Genomic DNA, 17763 nt, shown 5'->3' with positions numbered 1-17763 from the left:
GATTATTATATTATTTCAATGTGCAGATATGCACAATCCTGCGCTTTCATCTCGGTAATTGAATTGCCAAGGATTCCCGCTTATTGTCCTAAATATCAAAAAAGGATGCCAACGAATCAAAGCAGATTACGTAACATCCTCTTCTTTTTATTAGTGCTATTTTATAAATTCAACCGAATAGTAATACATGTACTCATTATCTGTATCTATATGCTCCCCTGCAATATCCTGTATTGGCAACGAGCTTAACCCTTTTTCTCCATAAATCAGTGCTGCTAATCCTTGCTCTGTTCCATACTCTATCTTGCATTTGTTTTCAATAGTCGTTGCTGATCTTCCATAATATTCCCTGTTTTTAACTCCCTCCAAAATTGGTATTTCTGTCATATATTTTGAATATTTATCTGCTGCGATGAGCTTTGCAGTAAAATTATCAAAATCCGGTGTAATGACAATCAATCCATTTGTGGAAGATTTCACATCTTCATAGGAAAGTTCCAAAACTTTTTTATGTGAAACTCGTTGTCCAAGCTGATATTCTGACAAGTAAATAGATAACGTTTTAAATGTATCCCTTGAATTGTATCGAAACATCATTGTTCCATCAATTCCTGATAACAATTCAGCAGTTTTCATTTCTATACTATCTGAGTCTACTGCTTCAATATAGTTTTGTGGTTGTCGCAATTTATTACATACGATGGATCCAAAAGTAACCATAGATATTCCCACTACAATAAGAAGCACTATAATGATTGACCAGTTTTTCGATAGCCTGAGGCTGGTCTCCTGTGGGTTGGTATTCGGAGTGTAATTTGAAATGATCCATACGGTTCTCCTTGTTGTTCTGAAATTTGTGGATATGTAAATACTGCCTGTTACTATATGTAAAGAGAGTGCTTTTATCTTTATTATTGTTGCTTTTACAGTATGTCATTCAGCGTAAAAAAGTATAGGGCAACCGAATATTTGTTCTATACTTTTTACTGCACCACACAAAAAGGCAGAGCCTGCTCCACTCAGACTCTGCCTCTCACTTTTTTCTTTTTATACTGCCGTCATTCTTCTACTTTTCTCTCATAAACGATCTCACCGCCAAGAACTGTCATATCCACTTTCGTGGTCTTGATCTCATCCGGATCAATCTTATAAATATCTTTCTCCAGAACTACGAAGTCTGCATTTTTTTCCACTTCGATGGTTCCGTTCTCGTCTTCTGTATAGGAAGCGTAAGCTGCGTTTTTTGTAAAAAGCTTCACCGCCTCATCTACAGACATTTTTTCGGAGGGGATCCAGCCTTCCTGTGGCTGACCGCTGATATTTTTGCGGGTGACTGCAAAATAAATATTCTCCATGGCATCAAAGCTTACCACAGGAGCATCCGAACCGCCGGACGTATGGATTCCCATATCCAGCATGCTCTTCCATGCATACACCTTATCCATACGGTGTGCGCCGATGGCAGGTTCCACTGTGTTCATATCCAGATCGATAAATACCGGCTGGATATATGCCAGAAGATCCTGGTCTTTCATCCCCTGCAAAATACGCGGATTGGTGATCTGGCAATGTACGATACCATGTCTGCCCTTTTTATTATCCTTCCGGTAAAGAGATTTCGCAGCTGCCTCAATGACCATATCCATGGCACGATCGCCGATACAGTGTACCGCTGCCTGCATCTGATGCTGGTCAAAAAAAGCAAACAGATCGTCAAGCTCATCCTGACTGAATGTGATGATCCCGGTATTTCCCGGCGAATCCTCGTAAGGCTCATTCATGGCCGCAGTTCTTGCACCAAGGGAACCATCCTGGATCAGCTTCATTGGTCCGACAGTAAAGTGATCCCCCCTCTGTCCGGTACGATATCCTTCCTCAATAAAAGCCTTCGCATCCTCCGCCCGCTCAAAAAGGCACTGCTCATAATGGCGGATACTCAGCTCCCCTCTGGCATCCAGTGCCTTGTAGGAGGCCATGATCCGACGCCAGTTTTTCCCCGGAAGTGAGGCAAGATCATCGGACTGTACACCTGTAAATCCACATTCATTCAGCTTCTTCGCACTGTATTTGATGTAGCCTTCCACTTCTTCCTGGGATGGTGCTTCCAATACGGAAGAATAAAACTGTACTGCATTTTCCTTCAGAAGTCCGGTATCCAGGTCAACCTCCTTCGCAATCTCCGGGAACTCCGGGATTTTTTTCAGAAGCTCCAGACCGCAGCTGTTGCACACAGCCACATGCCCGCAGACACGCACCATAATGATGGGGATTTCCGTTGAGAGCGCATCCAGCTCATCCTTGTGCGGATAGCGTGGCTTATCAAAATGCTCCTCATTCCAGCCTCTGCAGTAAAGCCAGGTCAGCTTCTGACCTTTGCTCTCCTCCAGTCTTTTTTTTGCTGCGGCAAGCATTTCCTCAACACTTGTACAGTCAAACAGTTTTACAGATCTTTCCACAAATGCATAATGCAGCATATGCATATGTGTATCCACAAAACCGGGCAGCATCAGCCTTCCCTTAAGGTCGATCCGTTTTTTGCAGGAAAAAGCTTCCGCTTCTTTATCAGTTCCCACAAAAACGATCCGACCATTTTCGATTCCCACAGCCTCTGCCACTTTTTCACTGTCATCCAGTGTTCTTATACATCCGTTAAAAAAAATTGTATCCACTGTTTATTTTTCCTCTTTTTCTTTTTTATCCTCGTAGAAAAGTGCCATATCCTTGTCTACCTTTCCGATTCCCATGTAACGCGCCTTGTAATCCTTCAGCAGTTTAAAGAAAGTACCACTTAAGATAAATAATGTGGCAACATTTACAAATGTAGGGAATACGGTTGTAAAGTCTGCAATTACCCACAGCTGCGCCGGTGTTCCGTTTCCGTAAAGAGTAAGCACTGTGACCAGAAGACCCCATAATGGTGTTCCAAGGATAAAAACCTTCTCTGCAATCTTCAGAACCTTCTGATTATTTTTCAGCCAGTGCTTCAGGATCACGCTGTAGTAGGTGAACCATCCGGTTGATGTTGTCAGTCCGAAAAGGAAGATACTGATCGCGATCAGTGCTCTCGCAACAGAGCCCATTCCGGACTCAAATGCTGTCAGTGTCAGCTCTGATCCCTGAAGTCCTGAATTCCAGTAGCCAGTGGTAATAACAACAAGACCTGTCATGGAGCACACTACGATAGTATCTGCAAATACCTCAAATGCTCCCATCAGTCCCTGTTTTACAGGATGATCTGTCTTTGCGGAAGCATGAATCATAGGAGAGGTTCCCCAGCCTGCCTCGTTGCTGTATACGGAACGGGCAAATCCAAGACGCATTGCTGTTGCAACACCGGCTCCCATAAATCCGCCGACTGCCGCCTGTGTTGTAAATGCGCCCTTGAAGATCATTCCAAAGGTTTCCGGCAGTTTGTCAAAATTCACTACCAGTATTGCGAGAGAGCCTACAATGTAAAGCATGCACATGATCGGTGTCATATAGGAAGAGATCACGCCGACTTTCTTTACACCGCCGATGATGATCAGATAAATCGCTGCCACATACAAAAGTGACGGTACGATGTACGGCAGGTGGAAGGTACTTCCGACAGCCTCTGATACTGTATAATTCTGCAAAGTAATGAACCATGTCATGAAAATACAGCCGCCGAACAGTACTGCAAAAAGTTTCCAGAAGGGAAGCTTTTTCTCTCCGCCAAGACCCTTCTGCATGTAGTAGGTCGGGCCTCCCTGGTACTCACCGTTTGGCTGTTTCTCTCTGTAGTATACAGCAAGTGTTACCTCTGCCATCTTGATGACCATGGCAAGAAGCGCCGCGATCCAGAGCCAGAATAATGCCCCAGGTCCTCCTGTTGCAATGGCCGTTGCAACACCGGACATATTGGATACACCAACAGTACCTCCGATCGCAATGGAAATAGCCTGGAACGGTGTCAGGCTCTTTCCGTCATCTCCGCCTTCCTGGCGACGTTCTTTACTGAACATGTTTTTCACAATGTAACCAAAATGGCGAAACTGGAAGAAACCGGAACGTACTGTCAGATATACGCCTGTAGCGAGGATCGTAATCAGCAACGGCAGTCCCCAGAGCCAGTTAGTCAGATTTTCAAATAACGCAAACATCTTTTTCCTCTCCTGTTCTTTGTATTCTTTTGTTTTTGCAACCCCATTCAGAAAATCCGTGTTTAACGCATAAAAAATCCCCGGAACATGAAGTGATGGGTCATCGGTGTTCTCGACATACAGCCGTTTGCCGTATATCTTCGAGCCCCGTTTTTATCATCTTTATCCTTCATGCCCTGGGGATCTTATATTCAGTCCACTAAATCTTCCAAACTGTTGTAGTATAACATAATTTCTGAATTATTTCTACTTATTCCGCAGGAAAATATGCATTTTTATTCACTAATTTATTCATTAATTAAAGATACCTTTTTTCCTACCGGATCGACTCCGGATACTCCACACCTTCCGGCATGGGGTCCCACTCATTGAGTCCAAGGCTCTGTTTAAACTTCGCCTGTTCCAGAGTGAGCTTCGGGAGATCATCTTTCAGATAATCCATCAGCTCGCCGATGCCTTCCCTGGTTTTATTATTTACCATAAAAATGCGCTCACAGCCCATGTTCTCCATCCACTGTCTGACCATGGGGATATTGGCATGGGGGGAATCCACCTTGGTAATGATCCCAATCAGCGGGCGGAGGAGAAAATTCCTGCTGCCATCACTGAACAGATTAAATGGCTCGTTGCCCGCCTGTACAATGGCAATCACATCCGCCTCAAAAGAGAAACAGGCAAGTCCCACGCTGAAATGCTTGGACTCTGCATATTCTCCCGGTGAATCAATGGTATCTTCATTTGTATTGGTATACTGGGTTTTATGATAATGAAGCTCCTCCCCTTTCAACGCCTGTGTCAGGGATGTTTTGCCGGCTTCACTTCGACCCATCAGAAAAATTTTTTTCATTTTTTATCCCGTCCTGCTCTAGCTTCTGTGGATCTTACAGACATCGAATTTCAATGTCTCATGGAAAAACCGCACCACTTCCTCCACAGCTGTCATCACTTCCGTAAAACCGCCTGTCAGGATCAGTGTCCCACAGAAACGATCCATAAATCCCACTTCCACATGAGCAGCCTTCACTGCAACATCTGCAGCCACTACAATAGCCTCCCAGGGTGTAACCCTGACCATACCGATGGCATCTCCCGTATGGTCCTCTCCTTCGTGAACTCCGATATGTAACGCAAGATTCTCATATACCGACTTGTCACTTGGTGTAAAAACATGTGCAAAAGAAAGCTCTTTTCCAGGTACTCTCACCCGGGTCAGTCGCAGCCTTTTTCCCTTAAGGTTCTCATAATCATCATGGAACAGCCGCTCCAGCAGTTCTTCCTTCGTTATCCGTTCTTCCATGGTGCACTTCCTTATCTCTTGGTGATCTTGCAGACTACATATCCAAGAGTATCGCGGAAATAGTCCACGATCTCTTCCATTGCTGTCTGCACATCGGAAATCTCTCCTGTTATGATCAGTGTTCCTGTAAAACGGTCTGCAAAACCAAGATATACATTGCCGCTCTTCACTGCGATATCAGATGCGATCACAGCGGATTCGGAAGGGGTCATATTCATGATTCCGATCGCAGATGAGCCATAGTCCACCTGTGGATTCAGTCCAAGCTTCTGATATATGATCGGTGCCGGACCACCCATGATATGGGCAAATGTGATCTCCTTACCGGCTACGGTCTCCTGTACGATTCTGATCTGGTCTTTATGTTCATCTGCCATTGATGATTCCTCGCTTTCAAAAATTTTGTAACATAGCATTGTCAAGATCCATGCTATCGATTTCTCGATCGATCTAATATTCGATAAGCCGGATTTTGTTCATCCGGCTTACAATTTCCCTACGTTAAATTTTACTATCTGTACCTCTTAATGTCAATACAATTCTTCGAAAACAAGGCAAAAAACAACGTTTTCAAAAATAAAAATCCACAGAAAACAACACTCATTTTCACATCAGTCCGGAAAACCAGTCAAAATCTGCTTAGAACTCAAACGCCTTCTTAATGCTGTCATAATGCAGGAATTTTCCCTCAGCTGCAAACGCTTTGATCTGATCCAGCGTTGCAAACATATATCCGTCTGTCTCTTCTGTCTGAAGTTTCAGATCCTTGTCTTCCACATCCATGACAAACCGGTACACATCTACAAAGTAATTATCTCCTTCCCCAGGGTTCTCTCTTTTATAGGTAAAAAGATATCCGCCTTCTGCCTGGCTAGCATCCAGTCCTGTCTCCTCTTTTACTTCACGGAGTACCGCATCCCTGGATTCTTCACCTGCCTGGGCAGCGCCGCCGGAAACTTCCCACCAGCCTGGAGCCCAGGCTTTTGTCATCACGCGTTTGGTAATGAGAAAAGTTTTGTCCGGTCTTGCCACCACACCTAAGACTGTCAGATGATATTCTCCATCTTTCAGGCACCAGTCGTTGCGCTTCATGGTACGTCCTGTCGGTTTCTTATCTGCATCGTAAATATCCCAGAATTCCATTTTTCTATCTCCTGTCTTTTTTACATTTCACGGTAATATGGTCTTACATTTCCGTCTCCCCGTGTTCTGTATCTTTTTTATTTGTTATGATACCACGCTAAAGTCCTGTATGTAAACCCTGGAATCTGCTACCCTTTTCCAGTTATTTTTTTTCAGCTGCTATCTGCACATTCTGCTCCTTTTATCTCATAAGAAAATCTATAGATTATTTTTATTATATCACTTGTATTATGAATTAGTTTTATAGATATTTTTGTTATATAATTAACACAAACAAACGATTCTATTTAAAATAACCAGGGAGGTTTTTTTCAGATGAAGAATGATTATCCGCATATTTTTTCCCCATTAACCGTTAAAAATATGACTATCAAGAACCGTATTGTTATGATGCCGATGGGCACCAACTACGGTGAACAGAACGGCGAAATGAGTTTTCTTCATATCAATTATTATGAGCAGCGTGCAAAGGGTGGCACAGGCCTCATCATCGTAGAGAACGCAAGCATCGATTCCCCGCAGGGCTCCAACGGAACCACACAGCTGCGCATCGATCATGACAACTATCTGCCACGTCTTTTCAAATTCTGTGAGAATATCCACAGATATGGAACAAAGATCGCGATTCAGATCAACCATGCCGGAGCTTCCGCTGTTTCTTCCAGGATCAACATGCAGCCGGTTTCCGCATCTGACATTCCATCCAAAGAAGGCGGTGAGATCCCGCGTCCTCTTTCCAAAGATGAGATCCTTCACATCGTAAAAAAATATGGTGAGGCTGCAAAACGTGCACAGACAGCTGGCTTTGACGCGGTAGAGATCCATGCAGGCCACTCCTATCTGATCAGTCAGTTCCTCTCCCCGATCACAAACAAGCGTACCGATGAGTTCGGCGGATCTGTTGAGAACCGTACCCGTTTCTGCCGTATGGTCATCGATGAAGTAAGAAAACAGGTAGGACCTTTCTTCCCGATCATGCTCCGTCTCAGTGCGGATGAGCTGATGGAGGGTGGAAATACACTGGAGGATACCCTGGAATACCTGGATTATCTTCAGGAAGAGGTTGATATCTTCGATGTTTCCTGCGGACTTAACGGTTCCATCCAGTACCAGATCGATGCAAATTATCTCCCGGACGGATGGCGTTCCTACATGGCAAAGGCCGTAAGAGAAAAATTCAACAAGCCATGTATCTCCATGGGTAATGTCCGTGACCCGAAGGTTGCTGAGCGTATCCTGGCTGACGGTGACGCAGACCTGATCGGTATGGGCCGTGGTCTGATTGCAGACCCTGCATGGGTAAACAAGGTTGCCACAGGTCATGAGTGTGACCTCCGCAAATGTATCTCCTGTAACGTTGGCTGTGCCGGAAACCGTATCGGTGTAAACCGTCCGATCCGCTGTACTGTAAACCCATCTGTTCTTGAGGGCGATGTATATAAGAAAAAACATGTAAATAAAAACTGCAACGTAGTTGTTATCGGCGGAGGCACTGCCGGACTGGAAGCTGCCTGTACAGCCGCAGAGGTTGGCTGCAACACCTTCCTTCTGGAAAAAGGCAATGAACTTGGGGGACTTGCATCTCTGATCTCCAGAATCCCAGCTAAGAACCGTCTGGCTGATTTCCCGCATTATCTCATGCATCGCGCAGAACAGCTTGAGAACCTTTACATCTTCAAAAACACAGAAGGAACACCGGAGAACATCCGCAAATTCCATCCGAATATCATCGTAAGCTCCACCGGTTCCGCTCCGCTCCTTCCTCCGATCACAGGACTGAAGGATCGTATTGACAACGAGAACTATAATATTTATTCTATTCTTGGTATGATCAGCCACATTAATGATTTTCCGAAGGATCTGGAAGGCAAAAAAGTCGTTGTGGTAGGCGGCGGTGCTGTAGGTCTTGATGTTGTGGAATTCTTCGCAGACAGAAACGCAGATATCTCTATTGTTGAGATGATGGATCAGATCGGACGTGATCTTGACCCTGTAAGCAAAAACGACACAAAGACCATGATGAAAAAACATAATGTACATCAGCTTACAAAAACTGCTCTCCTTGAGGTTAAGGATTCTTCCTTCCTTGTCAAGGGTGACGGCGAGCCTTATGAGCTTCCATTTGAGTACGGTTTCGTATGTCTTGGAATGAGAGCTCAGGGACAGCTTTACCAGAGCCTCACAGAGGAATTTTCTTCTGAGGATGTTGAGATCATGAACATCGGCGACAGCCAGAGAGCAAGACGAATCATTGACGGTACCCAGGAAGGACGCAATATCCTTACCATTCTTGAGCAGAAGGGATACCTTTAATATTTTTCCGCTATACCCTTTCCGGGAACATTTCCATCCTTCTACCGGAAAGTGTATATAGATCTGTTACAGTTCACTCGGTGATCCGTAACATAGATTTTCCACGTCTTCCTCCCCCGCAGCCGTTCGGAGATGTCCACAGCTTCTTCAGATCTATGTGGCGGGAGGTTTAAAAAAGACAAATCTTCATCCAGATTTTACCAACGAGAGGAGTTATTACCATGTCAGAAAGAATCACAGGACATACCGAACTGATCGGTCTTATGGCATATCCGATCCGTCACTCCAGCTCACCGGCCATGCAGAATGAGGCTTTCGCAAAGCTTGGCTATGATTATGCATACCTTGCATTTGAGGTTGGCGCAGACGAGATCGAGGATGCTGTAAAAGCCATCCGTACTCTGAAAATGAGAGGTTCTAACGTTTCCATGCCGAACAAAACTCTAGTAGGCCAGTACCTTGACGAGCTTTCACCGGCAGCAGAAATGTGCGGCGCTGTAAACACCATCGTTAATGATCATGGTCATCTTACAGGCCATATCACAGACGGTATCGGATTTATGGCAGCACTGAAAGACAATAACATCGACGCCATCGGAAAGAAAATGACCATCGTAGGTGCAGGTGGTGCCGCAACTGCTATCGAGATCCAGGCAGCACTTGACGGTGTAGGCGAGATCGTGATCTTCAACCGCAAAGATGAATTCTGGGACCGTGCAGTATCTACGGTAGAAAAGATCAACACCAGAACTTCAAGCCATGCTGTTCTCTATGATCTGGCAGATCTTGACCAGCTGAAAAAAGAAATGGCTGACAGTTATATTTTCGTAAATGCGACAGGTGTTGGAATGAAACCGCTGGAAGGTCAGTCCGTTGTTCCTGACAAGTCTTACTTCCGTCCGGAGCTTATCGTTGTTGACGTGCCTTACTCTCCTCTTGAAACTGCTATGCGTTCCATGGCAAAGGAAGTTGGCTGCAAGACAATGAACGGCCTTGGCATGATGCTTTTCCAGGGCTCCGCTGCATTTGAACTGTGGACCGGCGAGCCGATGCCGATCGAGCATATGAAAGAGATTCTTAACATCAGATACGATGACTGATAAAATCCCATCCGTATCGGAAAGGACCATTATGAAAACAGTTCAGGTAAGAAATATCACAATCGGAGAAGGCAGGCCGAAAATCTGTGTCCCGATCGTTGGACAAACAAAAGAAGATATCCTTCTTGAGGCAGGAACCTTCGCAAGAATCCCCGTAGACGTTGTAGAGTGGCGTGTTGACTGGTTCGAAGATGTTTTTGACACAGACAAGGTTCTGGATGTGGCAAAAGATCTCCAGACCGTTTTAAAGGACACTCCGATTCTTTTCACCTTCCGTACTGCAAAAGAAGGCGGAGAAAAAGCAATCTCCAACGAAGATTACAAAGCCCTCAACATGGCTGTCGCAAAAAGCGGCTATGTAGATCTCATTGATGTAGAAGCCTTCACAGGCGAGGAGATCGTAAAATGCATGATCCAGGAAGCACACAGCTATGGCGTAAAGGTCATCGCTTCCAACCATGATTTTGACGCAACTCCTGAGAAAGATGAGATCGTGCGCCGTCTTCGCATGATGCAGGACTATGGCGCAGATATCCCGAAAATGGCTGTTATGCCAAGAAACAAACAGGACGTGCTTACACTCTTAAGTGCCACGCTGGAAATGTCCCAGCAGTTCGCCGACCGCCCGATCATTACCATGTCCATGGCAGGTACAGGTGTTGTCAGCCGTCTCGCCGGCGAAACCTTCGGTTCCGCCCTTACCTTCGGTGCAGCTACCAAAGCTTCCGCACCGGGACAGATCAATGTCAGCGAACTTGAACAGGTTCTTGACATTATCCACAAAAGCCTGTGATCCCGTAACCTCCCATTGAAAGGATCTACGGCTTCGTTTAAGAAAGAACGTAAATTATAGACCAGATTTTAATCCCGTAAATAGCAAATCTATTTTGTAACAAAAACAAATCTCATGACCCAAAAAGAGGAACTGCGCTGACCCATCCAGTGCAGTTCCTCTTTTCTTATCTTTTGTAACTTTATTTATTATTTCTCAGCTTTTTCCTCAATGGCAGTTTCCTGAGCTTTTTTCCTGGGATCCCAGTTGGAAAGGAAAATGTTCAGTCCGAAACCTACAGCCAGCGCCCATGCGGATGCCCATGCAGTTCCCTGGGTTGCAAGGACAGCTGCCATAACACCGGCAATCATCTTGTCACGGTCTGTCTTACAGTAATCCATACCGATCCTTGCACAGACAAACGCCTGGAACATCAGAGTGATGGAAGAACCAACTCCGAAGATCGGCCGGAAGAAACTTACAACCGGAATGATCAGCACACTTAAAAAAGTTGCAATACGGAAGGATGCCATACCGCCAAGAAGAGATTTCATGGCTTTCTTTCCTTCTTTGTAGCGAATAGAGACAGATACTGTCATGCCAACCCATAACGGACCGGAAAGCGGCGGGAACGGTGCGATGATGGAAAGGATCAGATTTCGAAGACCGCTGACCAGGTTGGAGCGGCTGGAATTGAAATCAATGTACTCATCATCTCTGGACTGACGCGCCTCTGTGACAAGTGTCTCTGTGGTAACAAAATCACCAAACGCGATCACATAACATACAAGTGCCAGCGGAAGAGCCTTGATAAACATGGAAAGTGGCGGGATCCCCACACCGAAGATACTTACCTGTGAGATGATCTCTTTAAACTGCGGGATCTTGATAAAAGTTCCGATCTCAAGTCCCGGTTTATCCAGTTCTCCAACAAGAAGTCCTACCACCATAGCAATCAGATACGGGAAAAGATTTCCGTACCGGGCAACAAGATCCAGAAATTTATTATGCTGTCTCTTTTCCTGATATTTGTCGGAAAAGCTGATCAGGATCAGAAGACCAACACCGGCAACGATTGCCAGAGGATATTTATGCATGTTGCCGCCCTCTCCCAGCTGTCCTGCCATAACCGTAACCGGCGCAGCAAGAAGGATTCCACCCTTGACGGAATCCGGTACAGCATGGACAAATTTATCCGCAAGTTTGGTAACGCCCATAAATATGAACACAAGACCAACCAGCATCTGCAGGGCGATCATTGCCTGGATACGCTCTTTTCCCAGAGGAAAGCCTTCCAGGAATACGATAGTCAGCGGAAGGGTCGGCGTGATCCATCCGGGAACTACCGGATCACCAAGTAAACTGTGTAGCATATACAGCATGGTCTCTATGATCACACAGCTCCATGCCAGCTCATAAGGCAGCCCCAGATACTGTTCCAGATAAGGGACAGCCGCCAGTGCCGTAACACCAAGGATCAGACCCTGGATAAACTCTACGGACTCAAGTTTGTAGTGAATAAAGGGAAGACGAATCTGAAATGGCCCAAACGGAATGTAGGGCAGTTCGTTTTCTCTTCTCTGTCTTGCTGCACGCGCCATAACGATTCTCCTTTGTCAGTTTTTTTGATAATACATATATAGTATCTTCTGTTCTGGAAGTTTGTTAATTAACAAACATTTTCAGAAACGGCAAAGTCCAACCCGGGAATTGTTCCCGAATTGGAACTTTGATTTGCATAGATTCAGTCATCTTCGTCTGAATCCATACAATTATTCACTTATTTCACCCTGTCTCAGGCCTCTTTTCCACGGTTCATCTTGACGAACAGTGCAAGAAGGATTCCAACGAATGTCACTGCCATGTTAAGAAGCAGGATCATTCTCGGAGCGCTGGTTCCGGCAGTTTTTGTGATATAACCTGCCAATGTCAGGATCGTATAGTTTGCAACACTGGATGCGATCATAACCATGGATGTTGCAGTTCCCTTGTTCTCCGGGAAAAACTCAGCGGTTGTGGAAACAGCCAGCTGAAGCACTCCGCCTGCACCTGCGAAACCGATGACAAATCCACCAACGAGACAGATGGTCGGGTTCTGGATAAAGTAGCACAGTCCCAGCATGATAAAGGAGATCAGCGGATAGATGATCAGGATGTTGATCTCTTTCAGTCCTTTTTTGATAAATACGGAGGAACACAGGATCGCTGCAAAAGTTCCTACTGCGTAGAAGGACTGGATCTTGGACGGATCACTTAAGTTGTAAAGTTTTCCAAGTTCCTGGTTACAGTTCAGCCACAGCATGAATGTGGAAGAACTTGTAAATCCGATGAGGATCGCCGCAATTGCCGCAGGAGTGATCTTTAATTTTGTTTTTTCTTTCTTTGCCGCACCTGCTGTATTTCTGTCAGGGAATGGCAGGAACAGGATCAGGATTCCATCAATAAAGATCGCAGCACCTGCAACGATAAAGATGGTTCTGTAGGACATATTGGCCGCTGATACGAATCCAATGAGGAAAGGAAGCAGGAACTGGCTGATACACATGGAGAATTTTGTAAACAGGTTCGCCACAGAAGGATTGTTTACATAGATCTCCATACATGTAGGGCTTACGCAGGTGTCCAGGAAGGAGTTTGCGATACCGCCTACAATGGCAAAGGCGTAGGCAACTCCCATAGATGGAGCAAATGCGATCCCCATAAAGTATGCTGCATAACAGATCACACCGATGATTCCGCTTAATCTGCGTCCGAATTTGTCGGACAGGGGACCGGAAAACGGAAGCGAGATCAGTCTTCCAAGTCCAAGTGCAGCAATTACAGATACTACCATGCTGACATCCATAGTTCCATCACTTAAAGCCTTTGCTCCCCAGTGAGCTGCAAGCTCCGGCTTGTACTGGCCCATGATGGAAGCTCCGATTCCGTGGATGAAGTATGTAAAATACAGTGCGATAGAAGTAATCACTAAGTTTTTCTTACCTGTCTGGCTCATGATTCTTATTTCCCTTCGTTCTCAGCCTGGAATTTCTGGTACTCATCTGTCGGCATCTCAAGTCCTGTGTACAGTTTATAGGACTCAGCACCCTGCCACAGAAGCATTCCTTTTCCACCTACTGCAAGTTTTACACCTGCCTCTTTTGCTTCTTTTACCATTCTTGTCTCTGCAGGATTGTATACGCAGTCAGCAACAACAAGATCTTTATGGAACATGGATTTGTCAACCAGTGTAAGGTCGTCATGCGGTTTCATACCTGCAAGTGTTCCGTTTGCAAGGATATCTGCGTTTGCGATCTCTTCTCTCAGTTTGTCCTGATCGTCAAGGCAGTATACGCTTACTTTGCAGTCCGGTACTTCTTTTGCAAGCTTCTCTGCTGTTCCTTTTGCTCTTTCAAGGAATGGATCGTTCGGATTAAAGATCGCGATGGATGCTGCTCCGTCAAGGGCACACTGTACAGTAAGAGCTGTAGCTGCTCCACCTGCTCCAAGAACTACCATCTTTTTGCCTTTTACGTCAACGCCGTGCTCTTTTAAGTTGCGGACAAATCCGATACCGTCTGTGATATGTCCTACAAGTTTTCCATCCTCATTAACAATAGTGTTTACAGCACCGATGATCTTTGCTGCCGGTGAAAGCTCGTCTACACACTGAGCTACTTTGTTCTTGCAAGGCATGGTTACGTTGCATCCTCTCATTTTGAAAAGGCGCATTGCATCAAGAGCTGCCGGAACCTGATCCTCTTTGATATCGAATGCCATGTAAGCATAGTCCAGGTTATGGTACTGGAAGCTGAAGTTGTACATAGCCGGGCTTCCTGAATGTCCTACCGGGCTTCCGATCAGTGCGAGTAAACCAGTTGTTCCTTTAATTCTCTGTTCCATTTCTTATTACCTCCTGCATTTTCCCATTGACAGACACCGGAAGTGTCTTTCCAGGTGCCTGCCACAACGTCTTTTTGATTTTTATACTGTCCTTTTTATTGGACTTTTATTTTCTTTTTGTATGATACGATCCGATAGCTGGTAACGCTCTCAGACAGATATCTGATCAAAGTTTGGAAGCTACGGCATAAGCCTCTTTTGTTGCATCCAGTGCACGTCTTGCACGGATGGCATCTCCGATCACGTGTGTCTCAGGTACAAGATCTTTGATCTTTTCTTCCAGTGGATTGTAGTTGCGGAATCCCATGGAAAGGATAACAGAATCATATCCTCTTGTCTCGTGACGTACTCCGTCAGCTGTCTCGTACTCTACACCGTCTTCATAGAATTTGCATACCTTTGCTCCGGTGATCTCTTTGATTCCGTAGTCCTCGAAATCTTTCATGAGATATACTCTATGCTCGTGGATCACGTCTGCACCTACAGTATCACGGAACTCGATAACTGTTACATCATGCTCCTGCTCGCCTAAGAATGCAGCTGTCTCGCATCCTACCATTCCGCCGCCGACAACGAGAACTTTTTTGCCTGCTGCTCTCTTTCCGTCCAGAAGGTCTGAACCGTGGATGATGGCCGGGTTGTCGATTCCCTCGATCGGAAGGATCAGAGTCTTGGAACCAGTTGCGATGATCACGCTGTCCGGTTTTTCCTCTTTGATAAGCTCCGGAGTTACCTCGCAGCTCATCACGATCTTAACGCCGTCTTTCTGGCAGCGGTGGATGTAGCTGCGGATCATGTTTGTGATATCACCTTTTCCTGGCGGGTAAGCAGCCAGTCTCATGTTTCCACCGAGAACATCTCCTGCCTCGTAAAGTGTTACTTCATGACCTTTCTCTTTTGCGATAAATGCTGCACAAAGTCCTGCAACACCGCCACCGATCACCATAACTTTCTTCGGATTCTCTGTTTTCTCGATGGGCTCTGCCTCATGGCCGAGGAATGGGTTTGTCAGACAGCATACCGGATTTCCTGCATACATGTTTGCGACGCATCCCTGAAGACAGGCGATACATGGAGTCATATCCTCCAGACGCTCTTCCAGTGCTTTTTTCGGCATAGCCGGATCTGCAAGGCTCTGACGTCCGAATGCCACAAGGTCTGCTCTTCCTTCTTTTACCATCAGTTCTGCAAACTGTGGCTCTGTATAACGTCCAACTGTGATCACCGGGATATTTACCGCACGTTTGATCTCCTCAACCTCTGATGCGGAGAATCCGCCGTGGATAACGGTCGGTGCCCACATGAATTCATCTTTGATATGAACGGCACGGGATACGTGGATGGCATCCAGTCCGCAGCTCTCCAGGTATGCTGCGATTGCCGCACTGTCATGGATGTCAAGACCGCCCGGAACCTCATCTGCACAGTTGATTCGTGCGAGGATCGCGATCTTGCCCTGTGTTGTTTTCTTGATCTCCTCAATGATCAGGCGGGAGAAACGCATACGGTTTTCAAAGCATCCGCCGAACTCGTCTACTCTCTTGTTTGTTCTTGGAGAAAGGAATGTACTTACCAGATAACCGTGTGCCATATGGATCTCTACAGCATCTGCGCCGGCTTCCATGGCTCTTCTTGCTGCCTCGCCGTATCCTTTGATCAGCTCATAAACTTCTTCCGTTGTAAGCTGTTTCGGAATGTCACGGCCACATACTGATGGAATGCTTGTTGCTGCTGTGATCGGTGCTCCTGCGTTCTTTGCATTTCCTTCCGGGCCTGCATTCTGAAGCTGGATGGAAACTTTTGCACCTTCCTCATGACATCCGTCGATGACTTTGCGGAAGCTCTCGATGGTGGAATCATCATAGAGACATGGTTTACGCGGGCCGCCTTTTGCACCTTTGTGAACGACGGTAGCCTCGATGGTGATTAAACCGAAACCACCTTTTGCTCTTTCCTTATAATATGCAGCGGACTGCTCGCTCATAGTTCCGTCTGTGTTTGCAAAGTTATTTCCCATTGGCGGAACAACGAAACGGTTCTTTACTGTCATAGGGCCGATTTCGATCGGCTGAAACATCGCATTGAATTTCATGTGTGTTCTCCTTTCTGATTAGAGTACTTCCGGCCAAGCCTCTTCCAGTACTTTCTTGGTGTTCTCGTATGTATGTTTTGCAGCATACTCGATACCTTTTTCAAGGTTTGCATCGCTGATAACCTCTACACCGATTGCATTTGGTTTGATACCTTTTTCTTTGATCATTTTTACGAACGGTACGGTTGTTCCGATTCCTGTTCCAGGAGCAAGACGATCATGCATGGACTCATCTCTTAAGATTGTTGTTGCGTATGGTCTTTCCCATACATCGTTGATCTGGATGGATACGATCTTGTCTGCCGGGATTCCCTCAAGTACGGAAAGCTCGATGGGCTGATTTGCTCTTACCCAGTGCCATGTATCAAGAATCAGTTTTGCGTTCTCACAGTCAGCAGCTTTTACAACAGCCCATCCTTTTTTCACATCCGGGATTCCGCTGTATGGCATTGGCTCAACACCGATGATGTATTTGCCTGCTCTGTGGCAGAGCTCACGGAGTTTCTGTGCTGTGTACTCTACGGAATAGTTCTCCATCAGTCCACAGTTGATCTGTTCTACGTTAAATAATTCACACATATGGAAGCAGAGCTGCTCTTTGTATTTCTGCTCATAGGAACGATGTTCCTCTGCCCACTGTACGATGTACTCAACCTCTGTTACCTTCATGTCATATTTATCCAGGATTGCCAGGATATCCTCGTCGAAAAGTCCCTCATTCAGGGCATCTACGTAGGTTTCCGCTCTCAGGCCGATTCCCTCATAGCCAGCTTCTTTGGCTGCTTTTACACGGTCCTCAAATTTGCACTGATCTCCAAGTGTCCAGGAACTGATTGTAATTGGAAATTCTTTTGACATGGTGATTCCTCCTGAAAATATAAATAATTTTTTTTGTTTTTTTTAAATTATTTTGTATCTTTTTTCTATAAGCATTATATAACTTTGTTAAATACAAAACAAATTGATTGTACCAGGAGAATTCATAGATTTTATCAATATATCGTGGTATACTATATAAAACATTTTCACTGGAATCTGCT

Annotated in this window: 15 protein-coding genes; 3 read left to right on the top strand and 12 right to left on the bottom strand. The window is 45.5% G+C overall.

Annotated features, from left to right (window positions below):
• Nucleotides 1–156 precede the first annotated feature (156 nt).
• The 7 genes from G5B06_RS04340 to G5B06_RS04310 form a co-directional block, all read right to left on the bottom strand.
• On the bottom strand, nt 157–720 hold the full coding sequence (locus G5B06_RS04340) for a hypothetical protein (protein WP_244092656.1): 564 nt from the start codon (nt 718–720) through the stop codon (nt 157–159).
• Nucleotides 721–1058: 338 nt separating this feature from the next.
• A complete protein-coding gene (locus tag G5B06_RS04335; protein ID WP_173745709.1) occupies nt 1059–2669 on the bottom strand; it encodes an amidohydrolase in 1611 nt (536 codons plus the stop codon).
• 3 nt (nt 2670–2672) lie between these two features.
• Nucleotides 2673–4124: an alanine/glycine:cation symporter family protein gene (locus tag G5B06_RS04330; RefSeq protein WP_173762891.1), complete on the bottom strand. Its 1452-nt coding sequence runs from the start codon at nt 4122–4124 to the stop codon at nt 2673–2675.
• A 316-nt stretch (nt 4125–4440) separates the two neighbouring features.
• Entirely contained in the window at nt 4441–4971 is a 531-nt protein-coding gene (locus G5B06_RS04325; protein WP_173771431.1) for a EutP/PduV family microcompartment system protein, read from the bottom strand.
• 18 nt (nt 4972–4989) lie between these two features.
• Complete coding sequence (locus G5B06_RS04320) at nt 4990–5421, bottom strand: BMC domain-containing protein (protein ID WP_173762890.1); 432 nt, start codon at nt 5419–5421, stop codon at nt 4990–4992.
• Nucleotides 5422–5432: 11 nt separating this feature from the next.
• On the bottom strand, nt 5433–5798 hold the full coding sequence (locus G5B06_RS04315; RefSeq protein ID WP_021977225.1) for a BMC domain-containing protein: 366 nt from the start codon (nt 5796–5798) through the stop codon (nt 5433–5435).
• Nucleotides 5799–6060: 262 nt separating this feature from the next.
• Nucleotides 6061–6564: an NUDIX hydrolase gene (locus tag G5B06_RS04310; RefSeq protein WP_148447374.1), complete on the bottom strand. Its 504-nt coding sequence runs from the start codon at nt 6562–6564 to the stop codon at nt 6061–6063.
• Nucleotides 6565–6879: 315 nt separating this feature from the next.
• Between G5B06_RS04310 and G5B06_RS04305 the strand changes: the two genes are divergently transcribed.
• The 3 genes from G5B06_RS04305 to aroD all read left to right on the top strand — a co-directional run bounded on the left by G5B06_RS04305 (nt 6880) and on the right by aroD (nt 10770).
• Complete coding sequence (locus G5B06_RS04305; RefSeq protein ID WP_173762889.1) at nt 6880–8877, top strand: FAD-dependent oxidoreductase; 1998 nt, start codon at nt 6880–6882, stop codon at nt 8875–8877.
• Nucleotides 8878–9098: 221 nt separating this feature from the next.
• Nucleotides 9099–9977 carry a shikimate dehydrogenase gene (locus G5B06_RS04300; RefSeq protein ID WP_118608570.1) on the top strand — a complete coding sequence of 293 codons (879 nt, stop codon included), beginning with the start codon at nt 9099–9101 and terminating at the stop codon, nt 9975–9977.
• Between the two features lie 31 nt (nt 9978–10008).
• Nucleotides 10009–10770, top strand: a complete 762-nt coding sequence (gene aroD, locus G5B06_RS04295; RefSeq protein WP_173762888.1) for a type I 3-dehydroquinate dehydratase — start codon at nt 10009–10011, stop codon at nt 10768–10770.
• A 188-nt stretch (nt 10771–10958) separates the two neighbouring features.
• Here aroD and G5B06_RS04290 read toward each other — a convergent pair whose 3' ends face one another.
• From G5B06_RS04290 to G5B06_RS04270, 5 genes are all read right to left on the bottom strand, one after another.
• The gene (locus G5B06_RS04290) at nt 10959–12350 is read right to left on the bottom strand and encodes a hypothetical protein (RefSeq protein WP_173762887.1); all 1392 of its coding nucleotides are present in this window, start codon (nt 12348–12350) and stop codon (nt 10959–10961) included.
• Between the two features lie 194 nt (nt 12351–12544).
• Nucleotides 12545–13744, bottom strand: coding sequence for an MFS transporter (locus G5B06_RS04285; protein WP_173762886.1), 1200 nt, complete (start codon nt 13742–13744; stop codon nt 12545–12547).
• 5 nt (nt 13745–13749) lie between these two features.
• Complete coding sequence (gene aroE / locus G5B06_RS04280) at nt 13750–14631, bottom strand: shikimate dehydrogenase (protein WP_173762885.1); 882 nt, start codon at nt 14629–14631, stop codon at nt 13750–13752.
• Between the two features lie 166 nt (nt 14632–14797).
• Nucleotides 14798–16723, bottom strand: coding sequence for an FAD-dependent oxidoreductase (locus tag G5B06_RS04275; protein WP_173762884.1), 1926 nt, complete (start codon nt 16721–16723; stop codon nt 14798–14800).
• 18 nt (nt 16724–16741) lie between these two features.
• Nucleotides 16742–17581 carry a sugar phosphate isomerase/epimerase family protein gene (locus tag G5B06_RS04270; RefSeq protein ID WP_148447387.1) on the bottom strand — a complete coding sequence of 280 codons (840 nt, stop codon included), beginning with the start codon at nt 17579–17581 and terminating at the stop codon, nt 16742–16744.
• Nucleotides 17582–17763: the final 182 nt, after the last annotated feature.

The organism is Blautia luti (assembly GCF_013304735.1).
Lineage (GTDB): Bacteria > Bacillota > Clostridia > Lachnospirales > Lachnospiraceae > Blautia_A.
The sequence above is the reverse complement of the archived record's forward strand: the minus strand, read 5'-3'. Positions and strand labels throughout refer to the sequence as shown.